This is a genomic window from Pauljensenia sp. UMB0895, assembly GCF_030218905.1.
GTDB lineage: Bacteria > Actinomycetota > Actinomycetes > Actinomycetales > Actinomycetaceae > Pauljensenia > Pauljensenia turicensis_A.
Genome location: NZ_JASOQR010000001.1, coordinates 77,402 through 92,107 on the forward strand (window position 1 = coordinate 77,402; position 14,706 = coordinate 92,107).

Genomic DNA, 14,706 nt, shown 5'->3' on the forward strand with positions numbered 1-14,706 from the left:
GTCGGCTTAGAACTCTTCGTAGAAAGCAGGGTCTTGGTTCGCACTGCGACCATCGGGGCGTGCAAGAGTGGCAATACGCGCCATCTGGTCTTCGCTAAGCTCGAAGTCGAATACGTCGAGATTTTCCGCCTGACGTTCTTTACTTGCTGACTTCGGAATCGGAAGAGTACCACGCTGGAGGTGCCAGCGAATGACAACCTGCGCGGGAGACTTACCAGTCTCGTGACCGATCTGAGTGAGAACAGGCTCATCGACAACGTGCAGTTTTCGAGCCAGCGGACTCCACGACATTGTCTGAACACCAAGATTGCGGTGGGCTTCAAGGCTTTCGGCCTGCGGGAAATACGGATGAAGCTCGATCTGATTGACAGCGGGAACAACCCCGACTTCGTCGCGCAGGCGCTCAATGTGTTCGGGCAGAAAGTTCGAAACGCCAACCGATCGAATCAAACCCTTCTTCTGCAGGTCAACAAGCGCTTGGAAGGCTTCAACATAGAGACCCTGACGCGGGTTCGGCCAGTGAATCAGGTAGAGATCCCAGTAGTCCAAACCGGCACTGAACAGGGATTCTTCAACCGTGTCAACGGCTTGTTCGTAGCGGTGATGGCGACCAGGAAGCTTTGAGACTAGGCGCAGGTCCTCGCGTGGAACGCCACAAGTGCGGACCGCTTGGCCCAGAGCCCCCTCGTTTTCGTAGTTGAACGCAGAGTCCAGCAGACGATATCCGGCATGAATCGCGTTCACCATTGATTCGACGCCGGCGTGACCACGCAAATTGTACGTGCCCAAGCCGATCAGGGGAATTGTGGTGCCGTCGTTCAGGGCGTAGGTGTCTAAATGCTTCATTGCAGACATACCCTCAGCATAGTCGGGCTTACGATTAACCCATGGGCTACTTCGATTACTCTGAGACTGACGTACACACGATCGACTATCAGCACTTCCTGCTTGACTCCCCTTCCCCATATCACGCCGCCGACTTGGTGGCGCAACGCCTGGTGGATGCAGGTTTCACTCGCCAGGACGAAACTGAGCCGTGGAACGCGAGTCCCGGCGGACACGTCATGGTTCGCGGTGGCGCCGTCGCAGCGTGGGTCGTTCCGACTTCTGTCACTGAGCAGACCGGCTTCCGTATTGTTGGTGCGCACACCGATTCCCCTGTTTTCCACGTGAAGCCGTCGCTGACGTCGTCGACCGCAGATGGTTGGGGTCAGATTGACGTCGAGGTCTACGGTGGCATGATGTGGAATTCGTGGCTTGACCGCGAGCTTGCTGTTGCCGGCCGATTGATGATGAAGGACGGTCGCCAAGTTCTGGTGCGCACCGGCGCACTGGCACGTATCCCACAGCTGGCAATTCACTTGGATCGTGGCGTGAACCCGGAAGGGCTGAAGCTCGATCCGCAGAAGCACCTGCACCCAGTGTGGACCGTCGATAACCCGGAAGCGAACTTCATGGCTGAGGTCGCGAAGTACGCCGGCGTGAATGTCAAGGACATCGTGTCACATGATTTGATCCTGATTCCTCAGCAAGGCCCTGCCACTTTTGGCGAGTCCGGCCAGTTCTTCGCTGCGGGCCAGCAGGACAATCTTTCCTCCGTTCACGCCGCTCTGACTGCATTTGAGCGCCTGACGAAGGCTGGGACTCCCACCGATGGTGACGTTCGAATTTTTATGTGCTTCAACCACGAGGAAATTGGTTCCGCAACCCGCGAAGGTGCTGCCGGCCCGATTTTGCAGACCGTTCTGGAGCGTACCGCCTACGCTCTGAGTCGCGACGCCGACGGGGTTGCGCGCATGTTTGCCGCTTCGTCGTGCATCAGCGCGGACGCCGCCCACTCAGTACACCCCAACTACGCGGAGTATCACGACCCGGCAACTCATCCGGTGATGGGACGAGGCCCGGTCTTGAAGATCAACGCCAACCAGCGGTATGCGACCGACGGAGAAGGTATTGCCCTGTGGCACCGTGCGTGCGCTGCTGCGGGCGTGCCATCTCAGGACTTCGTGTCGAATAACGCGATGCCGTGCGGATCCACGATTGGCCCGATCACGGCGACTCGCCTGGGCATTCTGACGGTGGATGTGGGCGTCGGCCTCCTGTCGATGCACTCGGCTCGCGAAATGAGCCACGTCAACGACCTGATTGGTATGTCGAAGACACTCGAGGCCTACTGGCTGGGCGCCTGACGTACTCAGACGCATTGGTGCCCCGCGGACGATCCGCTGGGCACCAATGCGTAGTTCTGCATAATCCCCCCTAGGCAAAGGTTTTCACGATCAGAAGCTGGTGAGCTCAGTCCTCGAAGGAAACAACAGCGGAACGGCCTGACCACCAAGGCCACCGGTGTTGGAAGAAGAAACGGTGTATGCAATTGCGTGTGGCGTGTTCATAGGTCCCATCTGACGACGGGAATTGAAGTCTCGCAAGCCGAATTTCGCACCGTGTGGGGTACTCATACCGCACACCCAACATCCGTTCAGCTCATGCAATGGGCACCAATGGCGCTGGCGGTGGAGCACGTCGGTGTTAGATCGACCAGATGAACGGAACCAACAGGATCTTCACGACGATGGAGAAAGCAAACAGGCTCGCGTAGGCGGCCTCGATGCGTTCATCGGGAACGCGGGCGTCCGCGGCCTGCAAGACTGCCGGTTGCCCCAGGAAACCTGCGACTCCACCGGCGCTACGAGGCGCGGACAGACCGGCAAATCGACCGGCAAGAGCCTGAGCCAAGCAGCAGACCAATACCAATATCACAGCGAGCAGCGCCGCCTTCGGACCATCGGGGCTGGTCAGAAGCGAAGCGAGTTCTGGCCCTGCATTCAAGCCGAGACCAGCAAGGAAAAGAAGCAAGCCGATCTGACGGATCGTAATATTCGCCGAGGTGGGAAGTGTCCATACCAGCGGCCCGGTGCGACGCAGGGCACCCAGCAACATGCCAACGATCAGCGGGCCGGCAGCAGAGCCAAGAGTGAACGAGGCCCCCGATGGCATCGGGAATGGAATCGCGCCGAGCAACATGCCCAGCACCAAACCGATACCGAACGCCATTGCGTCGACTTCCGCAACGCGCTTTTCGGAGTCTCCGAAGAAGGACTGGATTTCATCAAGCTCATCTGTCGGAACAACGACGGCGACGTGATCGCCGAGTTGCAGATCTAGGTCGTCTCGGGCAAGCAAGTCAAGGTCGCCTCGGCGGACGCGCGTGACAACAGCGCCGAAACGTGTGGCTACATTGAGCGCAGAAATCGGCTGGCCGGCAACTTCGGGGTTCGAGACAAGGATGCGCTCAAATGCGACGTCCGAGCGGTCATCTTCAAGGTGGTGCTCGACGGGTTCGCCGATTTGATACGCGGCTTCTTCAATCTTTGCCGGGTCGCCCACAACCAGCACGAGATCCCCTTCGTACAGGTCCTCACCGGGAACGACAACGCGGGTTTCGCCTTTGCGACGAAGGTAGGACATGCGAACCTGCTGGTCACGCCACAAGGTTACGTGACGGGTGTTGATGCGTTTGGCAACGCGAACAGTCATCGTTTCCAAGGACTGACCGGCCAGTGAGGGGGTGTCTTTTTCGCCCACCCATTTGCGGGTGACGGTCATGGTAACAACGATGATCCCGATGATGACGCCGATCGGGTATCCGAAGGCGTAACCGACTGCGGCTTGCGGGTCGCCGGTGACGCGAGTGGCCGCGTCTAGGGCAGGAGCAGCGGTCAGAGCACCGGTGAATAGGCCGAGTGTCAGCCCCTTGGGAAGCTGAAGCAGACCGCCGCCGATGAACGCGGTAATTGCGCCGATGACGCAGACTACGGCACAGCTTCCAAGAAGCGCCGTCTGTTTTCGAATGTCTTTAAAGAACACTGCGCCCGACGAGATGCCGACCGTATAGACGAAGAATGCTAGGCCGATCTGTTGGACGATTTCCATGCCTTCGCCGACTTCGGGGTTCCACGCGGAGGCTGCGAGGCCGACGAAGAGTGCCCCGGCTGCGCCGAAACGAAGTGGACCGAAGCGGATTGCGCCGAGCGCAGCACCCACTCCAACAACCAGGAAGAGGGTAAGAAGGTGGTTCGCAATCAGCAGGGAGGCCATGCTTCAACCCTAGTCAGGCTCCATTTTCAGTTCCATCTTCTGTGCGTGGAACTGCCCACGTTGGGGTGAGCCCGGCGTTAGTTGCGTCCCAATTATCACCCTGGGAGGAAATCAGTCGCGACGAGGCGAAAATAAGCCCCTCGATCATTTGGGCGAGCATCCGCTTATTCGTACCACCGCCCATTGAGGGCGCAAACGACTCCAGATAGAAGGTGGTCAGGATTCGCGAGATCACTCCTGGCTCGAAAATCGATTGGCGTCCCATTCGGGCGAGCACGCCGCGGACGATTCTTCCGACTGCTGCTTCGAGCTGTTCACGTTCAGTGACGGGGAATGCATCATCGCTAGCGATAAGTTCGGGATGACGCATCATGTAGAGGTTGTATTCGCAGGTCAGAACGTACATTGTTCGCCCCTGCGCCGAAAAACTGTCAAGGACTGCCATGATGGTGCCAACGTCGGGTTCGCCTTCGATACCCGCGAGCGCCGCTTCGATTTCATCGACGATTGTGTGGGCGCGTTGGACGAGGACATCCTTCAATACTTCATCCATTGACGAGTAGTTGGAATAGAAGGCGCCTCGGGTAAAACCCGCTGCTTTGACGACGTCATCAATTTTTACGCCGGAGAATCCTTTTTCTACGAAGACGTCTGCGGCAGCGTCGAGAAGGCGGGCGCGGGTGTTGACGCGATTGCGTACGTCGCGGGTTTTGCTGCTCACTGCCCCTCCTTCGAGGACTGAAAATATCTATAGGATCACCCTAATCGAAGTTTCAATACATTTGTGAATCGGATACGCTTTTGTATCGAAACATTGATGCGATTCATCGAAAGGACCAAACGTGTCCTCCCTTCTTCACCGCGTAGGCCGCTGGTGCGCAGACCATGCGAAGCGGACGCTTGCCATCTGGGCAGCTCTTCTTACTGTGCTCGCTATTGCCGTTGGATTACTCGGCATTAATCTGTCGGGCGCTTTCAAGATCGCCGAAGCTGAGTCGATGACCGGCTTGGAGATCCTGGCCGAGCGACTCCCCCAGGCTGCGGGCACATCCGAACAGGTACTTTTCACCGCGTCGGACTCGAATATCACCGCTCACAAGAAATCAATCGATGAGTTCGTCGACAAGGCCGGCGATATCGACGGTGTCGCGCTGGTCTCCGACCCGTTTGATTCTGAGCGTTCCACGATCACCGACAACGGGAAGAACGCGCTTGTTCAGATTCAAGCAGACACGTCGGTGGGGTCGCTCGCGGGCGGTGAAAATGCGAAGGCTCACGACGTTTCAGCCGCCCTTGATGAATTAGCATCATCCGTCCACGATTCCGATTCCGCGCTTACGGTCCAGCTGGGAGGCAATATCGGCAAGACGGTCGATATTGCCTTATCCGCGACCGAACTGGTCGGCGTTTTGATCGCAGCGATCGTCCTGCTCGTCACCTTCGGGTCACTACTGACCGCGGGCGCACCGATCCTTTCAGCGTTCATCGGTGTGGGTGTCGGCATGGCCTCGCTTCTTGTTGGCGCAACGTTTATTCAGATCAATTCGGTGACCCCGGTCCTCGCGGTCATGATCGGTTTGGCTGTGGGCATTGACTACGCGCTATTCATCATTTCGCGCGCTCGCGAGTATCTCGCCAAAGGGATCGAGGCTCACGAGGCCGCGGCTCGCGCAAACGCGACCGCGGGGTCGGCAGTGGTGTTCGCTGGTGGCACGGTGATCGTTGCACTTACTGGCTTGGGTGTTGCTGGTATCCCGTTCTTGACGGTGATGGGCGTCTCCTCAGCGATTGTTGTTGGCATTGCGGTTCTGGTTGCTTTGACCGCTGTTCCGGCTCTGCTTGCTCTTCTTGGCCAGCGCGCAACTCCAAAGAAGCGCACCCGTAAGGCCGTAGCGAACAATAGTAAGCCCGCAAAGAAGCACCGTTCCTTTGCTGCACGTTGGATCGACACAATCACGAAGATTCCCGCTTTGACGGTCCTTGTCGTCATTACGATTCTTGGTATCGCAACGATTCCAGCAACCGGTATGCGCTTAGGGCTCACTGACAACGGATACGAAGCCAAAGATACGCAGTTGCGTCAGACCTACGATGCGATCACACAAGCCTACGGTGACGGATACAACTCCCCCATTGTTGTCATCGCGGATATTTCCCAAACGGCTCAGCCACTCGAAGTGACGGACGCTCTCGCCGATCGCCTCTCGTCCCTAGACGGCGTCGACCGAATCGCACTGGCAACACCGAACCAGGATGCAACGATCGCATTCGTCCAGATCCTTCCGGAAAAGGGCCAGACCGATCCGAAAACTCACGCGCTTGTTCGAACCATTCGCGATGACGCATCCCAGATTGAAACCGACCTTGGGATCCGTGACATCATGGTGACGGGCCAAACCGCAGTCGCCATCGACATTGCCAGCCAACTCAATGCCGCGCTTGTTCCCTTCGGCATTGTTGTTGTCGGGCTCTCGATCATTCTGCTGATGATTGTCTTCCGCTCAATCGCTGTCCCACTGACAGCAACTCTCGGCTATCTGCTGAGCCTCGGCACAGCATTCGGCGCAGTCGGCCTTGTCTTCGGATGGGGCTACTTCGCTGACTTCATCCACGTGACCAAAGTGGGCGTCGTCATCTCGTTCCTCCCCGTGATCGTCATGGGTGTCCTCTTCGGCTTAGCAATGGACTACGAGGTTTTCCTTGTCTCGCGTATGCGTGAAGAATGGATCCACTCCCGCGACGCCAAGCGAGCTGTTCGACGCGGCTTCATCGGATCATCCACGGTCGTCACAGCAGCGGCCGTCATCATGACCGGCGTCTTCGCGGCGTTCATCCCACACGGGAACGTCTACATCAAGCCCATCGCTGTCGCCCTGACCGCCGGCATCGCAACAGACGCTTTCGTCGTACGCATGACCCTGATCCCCGCACTCATGGCGCTCCTCGGCAAGCGCGCATGGTGGATGCCCGCATGGCTTGACCGCATGCTCCCCGTTGTCGACGTCGAAGGCGAGGGGCTTGCCCGCTCGCTCGAACACGCCGACTGGGTAAAAGCACACGGCGAATCCTCCCTCAGGATGGAAGGAGTTCGCGTCCAAGAAGGAAGCGACGTCGTATTCAGCGGATTCACCCTTGTTTTGAAACCCGGAGAACTCGGCATCGTCAGAAGCGACGACACCCTAGCGCGTCACGCGCTCGCAACCATCATCAGCGCACGTCTTCGTCCAACACGGGGAATCATCGTCGTCGGCGATCGCGTCCTCCCAGACGGGACCGCATTCGTCCAACGTCAAACCCTTTCACTGCATAACCACGATGACGCTGTTCCTACACACACCAGGATCGTGATCGTTGACGATCCGGGAACCAGGCGGTGGAAACGTATCGACGAATTGATCGCCGCAGGTAAGACCGTGGTTGTCACCGGCAAGCGCGGCCTCGTCGTCCCTGAAAATCTCACCCCAGCAGCCGACGTTGAACTGGGTGCGAGCACCACCACCTCAAAGGAGAATGTTCGATGAAACGCCACTGGATGCTTCTGACTCTGATCCTTCTGCTCCCCACTCTGCTGGGACTGACCACCCTACTCGGCGTCAATGCGGGCACGGCAAACGCCAGCCAGATCAGTGCTGCCATCGTGAACAACGACGAAATTGCGACGCTGGATGATGGGACACAGGTGCCCGGTGGCCGACAAATCATTGCGGCCCTGACCAAGGATGACGTCAACGGCGAGCAATCACTGAACTGGTCGGTTGTTACCGAAGAGACCGCAGCCTCTGGTCTTCATGACGGCACCTACGATGCTGTCGTCACGATCCCCAAGGACTTCTCACAGTCTCTGGTCGACATTTTGGTGAACAATTCTGGCGATGTTCCACAACTGAACCTCGAAGTTGCGGACGGTTCAAGCGATGCTTTTGGCACCTTGTCGAATGCGCTTGCTCACAGTGCCGCATCGGAATTCGGTACGACGCTCACTGTCAAATACCTGACGCAATCCCTTGAAGCCACGGGGACAATTGCCGATAAGATCGGCCAGGCCGCCGACGGAGCGCGCCAAGTTGCTGACGGACAAGTCAGCGCGACTAACGGAGCGCGTCAGCTGGCTGACGGCACATCGACACTGGCAAGTGGAAGTGGCCAGCTTGCCGACGGGACACGCTCTCTAGCAAATGGGGCTTCTACGCTCAGTTCCGGAGTTGCTCAGCTCACCTCGGGGAGCTCATCCCTGGCAGACGGAGCGCGCACGTTGGACAACGGGTTGAGCGCTCTCAACGACGGCTCAACCACGCTCGCTTCCGGAGCCTCCTCCTTGGCCATGGGCATCGATTCTCTTAAGAGCGGCTCAACTTCCCTGAGCGACGGCGCCTCCTCTTTGGCAGGAGCAGTCGCGAAGTACACAGGCGGAGCCGCCCAACTCTACGCCGGCATGACTCAGTCTCTTGATGGGACCTCGCCATCATTGCAGACGGGCGCACAACAGGTCGCAGCCGGCCTTACCCAGCTGGATCAGCAGTTGGGCACCCTCGACACTACTGCTCTCAACGCTCTGCCCGGTCAGCTGAGTGCAGCAAGCAACGGAGCAAGCACCATCAAGACCAACGCAGACGCGCTACCCGCACTCATTAGCGCCTGCCAGGCAGGAAGCGCTGTAGCATGCGCGGGGGCAACCCAATACGCGCAAGGCATTTCTGCCGGTGCCGAACAGCTGGCAACTCAACTCAGCCAAGGAGCAACCGTGGCGCAAAACTCGGTGGACTCCACGGGCACACAGCTCCAGGCATTGAAAGCCGGAGTGAGCACGCTGAGCGCAGGCGCCACCAGGGTCTCCGGCGGTATTGACACCGTCGTGGCAAACATGGGCCAGCTGGCTGGGAAAAACTCTTCCGACCTGAACTCCGCTGCTTCGCAGGTGGCAGCCGGGGCGACGAAGCTCGACCACGGTGTCAGCCAGCTGAGCACGGGAGCCCATCAGGTAGCTAGCGGATCATCAACACTGTCGAGTTCCCTTGCCCAGGCCCATAGCGGATCATCTGCTCTATCTTCCGGAGCTTCAACGCTCGCCGACGGTGCATTAGAGGCGAATAGTGGCGCCTCCCAACTATCCTCCGGAGCCTCCACTCTGGCGTCGAAGACCGGCGAATTGGTCAGCGGAGCCCAAACGCTGAACTCCGGTGCCAACCAGTTGGTTGACGGCCTGAATCAGCTGAGCGACGGTTCCACCACGCTCGCCGACGGACTCCAGTTAGCCACCGATCAGATCCCCACACACTCGAAGGCAGAAGCGGCCTCGTCCGCGAAGGCACTGGCCACTCCGATCGACGTCACCTCCACTTCTGGTAAGCAGGATACGACGACATCGTGGTCTCCCACCGCAGCGGTTCTTGCCCTGTGGCTGGCGACAATGGTGGGGGCACTCGCGTTCGGCGCGCTCAATTCCAAGCGCGTTGATTCGGCGGCCACCCCCGCTGCACTCGCGTTCAATGCCCTTTGGCCGAACCTGATCGTGTCCGGTGTTTCCGCAGCTATCCTTGGTGGCGCACTGCGTATTGCCGGAGCCATGACAACTCGCCCCGTCGCAACATTCGTCATTCTTGTGGTAAGTGCGCTGACGCTCGCAATCGTTCAGCAAGCACTGATCGCAGCGTTTGGTCAGCGCGTAGGACTGGCAATCTCCGTTGTTTTATTCGCCTTCCAAGCAGTGTTGCTCGTCGGCATTTTCGCCGGCCAGCCGACCAGCGGATTCATTGGTGGCTTGCGAGGCGCGATGATCCTTCCTGCGGTTGAAGGAACGCTACGAGCGCTTGTTTTGGGAGTCGGTGCGACGAACCTTGGGCACACCGTAGGTCTGTTGATCGCATGGTCGCTTCTTGCTTTCATCGTTTCGATCGGTGCTGTTGCGAAGCGTCGCCAAACCTCCGTGAGCGAACTGCGAGCACGCCTCGCCTAGCTCCCTCGGCAACCGTCTACGATTGCCGTATGACTAGTACACCGGGCACCTCGGGCGAATCCCCGTCGACCTCTACCAGCGAGCAGAAGGCCGTCGAGATTCCCCGAGGCGCTTTGGCACCCGGAGACTCGGTTCGCGTCGATACGTGGCTCTGGGCTATCCGCAAGGTCAAGTCGCGGTCGCAAGCAACCTCTGCGGCTCGCGCCGGACATGTGAAAGTCAACGGTGACAGCGCAAAAGCCGCTCAAAAAGTGAAGGTGGGCGACGAGGTCCGCCTACGAGTCGACGGTTTCGACCAGATACTGACGGTAACGAAACTGCTGGTCAAACGCGTTGGTGCCCCTCAAGCGCGCGTCTGCTACGAGGACCTCACTCCCCCTCGTCCCAGATTGTTCATCCCGGTTGCTCAGCGTGAACGTGGAACTGGTCGCCCGTCGAAGAAAGAGCGCCGAGAGTTGGATCGCCTACGCGGGCGTGACTCTCATGAACATGCGCGTCTCGACCATCATCTTTCCGATTTCTATTGGGATTGACGAGGCGCCACTGGGGGGGATTACGCCGGGGCGCTGACTGTCCGGCTCAGTTCGAGCACCGCAGTCAGTAGGCGGCCTAGCTCACCGAAATCAGGGAGCCCGGCTTCTGCTGGCGCGAAGCAACAACGCCCGCAACGACAGTCGCCAAAATCGGAGAACCGAAGAACATCACGATCACCTGAAACCACGGGATCACAGGATGAAGGTTTGCAAGCTCAGGGAATACACCTGAACGAGCGATCGTCATGACCGTCAGCACCCCTGCAATCAAGCCGGACAGTATGGAAATAGGCAAGCAGAGCAATGCGAGTCCCATGCCCTGGTAGGCGGTAACGCGCGAACGGAGAGTCCTAGACGCACCAATCGCTTCCAGCGTCTCGAAGTCGGGACGCATAGCGTTAGCCGAAAGAACGACAATCAAAGCGATCGTTCCGGTGGCGGAAAGCAATGCGATCAGCGTAGCGATGTAGGGCATGATGATGGTCGACAACGGAGGTTGAATGACCGTCACCGATGAACCGGGGGCGCTCGACTCAATTGCTGAAATAAATCCCGACATCGCCCAAACAGACACGGGCTTATCAACAATCAAAAGCTGTCCCAGTGGAAGGACGGGAACCTTCAACACTTCAGCAGCTTTGGGAGACAAGACGATCACGTTCAGCTTCGACCAGGTGATTGCTTGAATCTGGGCTTCGGACACGGTGGTGGGGTCAGGAACCGTGTTCGAGCCTTGCGTAGCTGCCTCAACCGTGTCGCTCATATCTAGAGCACGAAGTGTCGCTTGGCCCGATTCAGAAATGTACGAGCCCTTCGGCATAATCGCGCCACCGGAGTTCAGGGTCGTTACGGCCTTCACCATCTCGTCACCGGAAATCAGGTTGGAGGCGGAGAGGAAAGTGCCATCGTCCACGATGTACGCCAAATCCAATTCCGCGAGCGAGGGAACATGGTCGTTCATTGACTCTGTGGATGACTCGTCAGGGGAGATCGTTTCGATCACGATGGAGGGGCCACAATCAGTGGATTCCCATTTCAGCCCTGACAACGTGGTGGCGCTCGATACCGAGCGACGATCCGTCACAGCTGCAGCGGCAGAATCGTGAATCACTCGCGCCTGAGAAACCCTATCCGTGACATCGGCGTCCGACACGAAGACGCTTCCTTTCGGCCCCAGGTGCGCGTGTGCATTCCACGCGGCTTCGTTCGCGCTTGTCAGAGTGATCAGAAGCGCTGTGGCCAGCAGTGCGGTGGTCATCAACGAGGCCATTGCTGGAAGCGTCCGCTGGCCGTTCCTGACCGCGTCACGAACCGCAAGACGCAAACCCAGCGAAGGATGAAGTCGGCCACGCCAGTCATATGCAACAAAGTAAGGAGCGGTTCCGATAATTCCACTGATCAGCAGGGCTAGACCGAAAGCAAGAATCCCCAGAGCCCCCGCCATCGCTGCCCACATCAAAAGCGGGATAGCAAGGACAAGAAGAAGCGGGTAGAACGGGATCTTCCGAACAAGACGCGACGGCGCACGAGTATGCCCAGAGAACAGCGTGGTCACATCCGTGTCCGCAAGGTCACGAGCCGGCGCATAACAGGCGATCAGACACACCACAATCGGTGAAATGAAGGAGAAGACTAGAGCTTCCCAAGGAATCATCGACAGACTTAAACCTTGAATCTGGACGAAGGTACCAAGGACGATCCCCACCCCTGCAAGGGACAGGAATGCCGACAGGACACCCAGTACCAGTCCCAGCGACATCATCAGACGAATCAGGTGAAAACGTGTCGCGCCAACGGCAAGCATCGTAATCGCGCTGGGGATACCGTTCGTTTGAGCGACCGCGAATAGCGGTGAGACGAACAGGATCAGCTCGATGAAAACCAGAAGAACACCGATAACAATGATGAATGGAAGCCATGCCTGAGCCGATGAAAATTCCGTGGATTGCGGAGGCGGAGCGTTCTGAGGGGGATGTGCCAGAACAGCACGAGAGATAACAGCGAAGCCTGAATGATTGAGCAACTGCACGTCGTCCCACGTCACAGGGGATTCACTCAAGATGTAGTAGTGAGCAGAGGTTCCTTGAAGTTCACTCGGCGATCTCGATGCAAAAGTTCCAAGACCTACAACAATGCTTCGTTCCTGATCCGCCACTTGGTCAATCATGACCGTCGCAGTAATTGATGGCTTCATGCTCGTGCTTGATACTGAAACATGAATCGTGTCCCCCACGCCCACGTTCAGTTCTGTAGCAACGTCTAAAGCAAGAACAGCATGCCCATTTTCAAGCCTCGGAGTCTGTTCATCCTTCTCAGCAAAAATATCCAACGACGAAGTCTCTGTGGCTGTCGTAACTAATGCAGAGCGTAAACCGTCTTCAGTTGACACATTGACCGACGGGAAAGATAGCGTTGTGACCATCACAGCATCGCTGGGGAGCCACCGATTCAGTTGAAACTCATCGACAGACGATGAATCCACGGACGCAGAAGTCACATCACCCGCTGGTTCACCCAAATAATCCTGTTCGATCGGATTAAAGCTGACGCGTGTAATTCGCGCTTGAGTCGAATCATTCGGCCCTAAGTTCTGTATCGCCAAATAGCGTGATGATGACATCATCGACCAGAGAGTGATCGACGAAATAACCAGCACGATCGGTAGCGAAACGATCAGTAACGACGTCAGGGTACGCCATCGATCACGGATCGTTGCGCGCCTCGATATCCGCAATACAATCTTCCAAGTATTAGCACGTGCGCGAATTCCGTGGCTCAATCCGGATCCGCCTTCGCTCATAGAAGATCCTCAATCCGATCTGACGAAGAGGTATCAGTCATCTTCCCATCACGAAGGAAAACTGTACGGTCAGCCCACGCGGCAAAACGGGCCTCGTGAGTCGCCAGGATTCCTGCAGCGCCCGCATCAATCTGTTGACGCAAAGCAAGCATAATCTGTTCACCCGAGTGAGAATCGAGGGAACCGGTGGGCTCGTCAGCCATGATAATCGAGCGACGACCAACCAGAGCGCGGGCAATTGCAACCTGTTGTTGCTCACGACCATTCAGGCCATCCGGGAACTTTTCAGCAAGGTCAAGAGCTCCCACTTCCTCGAGGGCAAAAAGTGCAGCATCGCGTGCTTTCGAGGAAGAAAAACCATCCAGTTCAAGTGGCATTTCAACGTTTTCCACCGCAGTCAGGGTGGGAAGTAGATTTGAATCGCGGAACACGTATCCGATTGACTTACGGCGAACCATCGCACATTCCACAGACGACATATCTGCAAAGGACTCGCCGTGAATGTAAACCTTGCCCGACGTTGGGCGCTCTAGTCCTCCAGCGATGGCAAGCAGTGTGGATTTACCAGAGCCCGAAGGTCCCATGATGGCAAGAAGCTCGCCAGGCTCAACCTGTAGGTTGATCCCAGCGAGCACCTGAACCTTCGTATTGCCGGTACCGTATTCGTGAAAGATATCGACAAGAGCAACCGGATGGGAGTTCAAACTCATCGCACGCCGGTAGCAACGTTCTTCGAAGACTTCTGACGTTCCTGACGTTTGAAGCGAGCGAATGCTGCGCGACGAGCGACCTCGGAAACGGCACCGGACTCAATGTGATCCAGCCAGTTCAGTTCCGCTTCGAGGTCGAAGATATGACGCTCAAGAATCAGCTTCCATGCGAGTTCTTCATCCGAGGCAAGCGACTTCAGACGCGTAACATCACGCAGTGCCCTCAGCGAGGAACGACGCTGGGTCTGAATGAGTGCCGTGACATCAACACTGGGGTCAGTTGCTGCGACGGCAAGCTTCATGACGAGCTCATCGCGTTCCGGGCTCTGACGCGAAACCGGGGTCTTCCACCAGTCGTTGAGGATCTCGCGACCCTTTTCGGTGACCTCGAAGACTTCAGAGTCCCGCCCAGCGTTTGTTTCCTGGCGCAAAGAGACAGAACCATCGCGTTCAAGGCGTTGCATCGTCTGATAAGCCTGACCGATATTCAACGGCCAAGCTTCGCAAGTCTGATCCTCAAACATCTGCTTGAGGCGGTACACACCAGCAGGCCGCTGAGAGACGAGCGCGAGGAGCGCTTTGCGTACTGACATTGACGACTCCAGACTTTCC

General features: G+C 57.6%; 11 protein-coding genes. 4 read left to right on the forward strand and 7 right to left on the reverse strand.

The window, feature by feature from the left end; translation table 11 throughout:
• Positions 1 to 6: 6 nt before the first annotated feature.
• Positions 7 to 846, reverse strand: a complete 840-nt coding sequence (locus QP503_RS00365; protein WP_006680276.1) for an aldo/keto reductase — start codon at positions 844 to 846, stop codon at positions 7 to 9.
• 41 nt (positions 847 to 887) lie between these two features.
• Between QP503_RS00365 and QP503_RS00370 the strand changes: the two genes are divergently transcribed.
• Positions 888 to 2,189 (forward strand): M18 family aminopeptidase, encoded by a 1,302-nt coding sequence (locus tag QP503_RS00370; protein ID WP_285100958.1) that lies wholly within the window; start codon positions 888 to 890, stop codon positions 2,187 to 2,189.
• A gap of 90 nt (positions 2,190 to 2,279) precedes the next feature.
• Here QP503_RS00370 and QP503_RS00375 read toward each other — a convergent pair whose 3' ends face one another.
• The 3 genes from QP503_RS00375 to QP503_RS00385 all read right to left on the reverse strand — a co-directional run bounded on the left by QP503_RS00375 (position 2,280) and on the right by QP503_RS00385 (position 4,819).
• The gene (locus tag QP503_RS00375; RefSeq protein ID WP_285068189.1) at positions 2,280 to 2,459 is read right to left on the reverse strand and encodes a hypothetical protein; all 180 of its coding nucleotides are present in this window, start codon (positions 2,457 to 2,459) and stop codon (positions 2,280 to 2,282) included.
• Between the two features lie 70 nt (positions 2,460 to 2,529).
• Positions 2,530 to 4,098 carry an aspartate:alanine exchanger family transporter gene (locus tag QP503_RS00380; RefSeq protein ID WP_285100960.1) on the reverse strand — a complete coding sequence of 523 codons (1,569 nt, stop codon included), beginning with the start codon at positions 4,096 to 4,098 and terminating at the stop codon, positions 2,530 to 2,532.
• A gap of 13 nt (positions 4,099 to 4,111) precedes the next feature.
• Positions 4,112 to 4,819: a TetR/AcrR family transcriptional regulator gene (locus tag QP503_RS00385; protein ID WP_006680279.1), complete on the reverse strand. Its 708-nt coding sequence runs from the start codon at positions 4,817 to 4,819 to the stop codon at positions 4,112 to 4,114.
• Positions 4,820 to 4,940: 121 nt separating this feature from the next.
• Between QP503_RS00385 and QP503_RS00390 the strand changes: the two genes are divergently transcribed.
• Genes QP503_RS00390 through QP503_RS00400 form a run of 3 tightly spaced genes read left to right on the forward strand, consistent with a single transcriptional unit; the run spans position 4,941 to position 10,584 of the window.
• Positions 4,941 to 7,619: an MMPL family transporter gene (locus QP503_RS00390; RefSeq protein WP_285100962.1), complete on the forward strand. Its 2,679-nt coding sequence runs from the start codon at positions 4,941 to 4,943 to the stop codon at positions 7,617 to 7,619.
• The gene (locus tag QP503_RS00395) at positions 7,616 to 10,051 is read left to right on the forward strand and encodes a YhgE/Pip domain-containing protein (protein WP_285100964.1); all 2,436 of its coding nucleotides are present in this window, start codon (positions 7,616 to 7,618) and stop codon (positions 10,049 to 10,051) included. Before QP503_RS00390 ends, QP503_RS00395 begins: the two co-directional genes overlap by 4 nt.
• 29 nt (positions 10,052 to 10,080) lie before the next feature.
• Positions 10,081 to 10,584 carry an RNA-binding S4 domain-containing protein gene (locus tag QP503_RS00400; protein ID WP_285100966.1) on the forward strand — a complete coding sequence of 168 codons (504 nt, stop codon included), beginning with the start codon at positions 10,081 to 10,083 and terminating at the stop codon, positions 10,582 to 10,584.
• 76 nt (positions 10,585 to 10,660) lie between these two features.
• Here the strand turns inward: QP503_RS00400 and QP503_RS00405 are convergent, their stop codons facing one another.
• Genes QP503_RS00405 through QP503_RS00415 form a run of 3 tightly spaced genes read right to left on the reverse strand, consistent with a single transcriptional unit; the run spans position 10,661 to position 14,687 of the window.
• Positions 10,661 to 13,384 carry an ABC transporter permease gene (locus tag QP503_RS00405; RefSeq protein WP_285100968.1) on the reverse strand — a complete coding sequence of 908 codons (2,724 nt, stop codon included), beginning with the start codon at positions 13,382 to 13,384 and terminating at the stop codon, positions 10,661 to 10,663.
• Entirely contained in the window at positions 13,381 to 14,094 is a 714-nt protein-coding gene (locus QP503_RS00410) for an ABC transporter ATP-binding protein (RefSeq protein WP_006680284.1), read from the reverse strand. The genes QP503_RS00405 and QP503_RS00410 overlap by 4 nt, the downstream gene beginning before the upstream one ends.
• Positions 14,091 to 14,687, reverse strand: coding sequence for a PadR family transcriptional regulator (locus QP503_RS00415; protein WP_285100970.1), 597 nt, complete (start codon positions 14,685 to 14,687; stop codon positions 14,091 to 14,093). Before QP503_RS00415 ends, QP503_RS00410 begins: the two co-directional genes overlap by 4 nt.
• Between the last annotated feature and the right edge of the window lie 19 nt (positions 14,688 to 14,706).

Excerpts from the sequence above, each read along its gene's own strand:
- QP503_RS00395 (WP_285100964.1), top strand. The coding sequence starts at position 7,616 with ATGAAACGCCACTGGATGCTTCTGACTCTGATCCTTCTGCTCCCCACT.
- QP503_RS00370 (WP_285100958.1), top strand. The coding sequence starts at position 888 with ATGGGCTACTTCGATTACTCTGAGACTGACGTACACACGATCGACTAT.
- QP503_RS00375 (WP_285068189.1), bottom strand. The coding sequence starts at position 2,459 with ATGAGTACCCCACACGGTGCGAAATTCGGCTTGCGAGACTTCAATTCC.
- QP503_RS00405 (WP_285100968.1), bottom strand. The coding sequence starts at position 13,384 with ATGAGCGAAGGCGGATCCGGATTGAGCCACGGAATTCGCGCACGTGCT.
- QP503_RS00415 (WP_285100970.1), bottom strand. The coding sequence starts at position 14,687 with ATGTCAGTACGCAAAGCGCTCCTCGCGCTCGTCTCTCAGCGGCCTGCT.
- QP503_RS00400 (WP_285100966.1), top strand. The coding sequence starts at position 10,081 with ATGACTAGTACACCGGGCACCTCGGGCGAATCCCCGTCGACCTCTACC.
- QP503_RS00410 (WP_006680284.1), bottom strand. The coding sequence starts at position 14,094 with ATGAGTTTGAACTCCCATCCGGTTGCTCTTGTCGATATCTTTCACGAA.
- QP503_RS00380 (WP_285100960.1), bottom strand. The coding sequence starts at position 4,098 with ATGGCCTCCCTGCTGATTGCGAACCACCTTCTTACCCTCTTCCTGGTT.
- QP503_RS00365 (WP_006680276.1), bottom strand. The coding sequence starts at position 846 with ATGAAGCATTTAGACACCTACGCCCTGAACGACGGCACCACAATTCCC.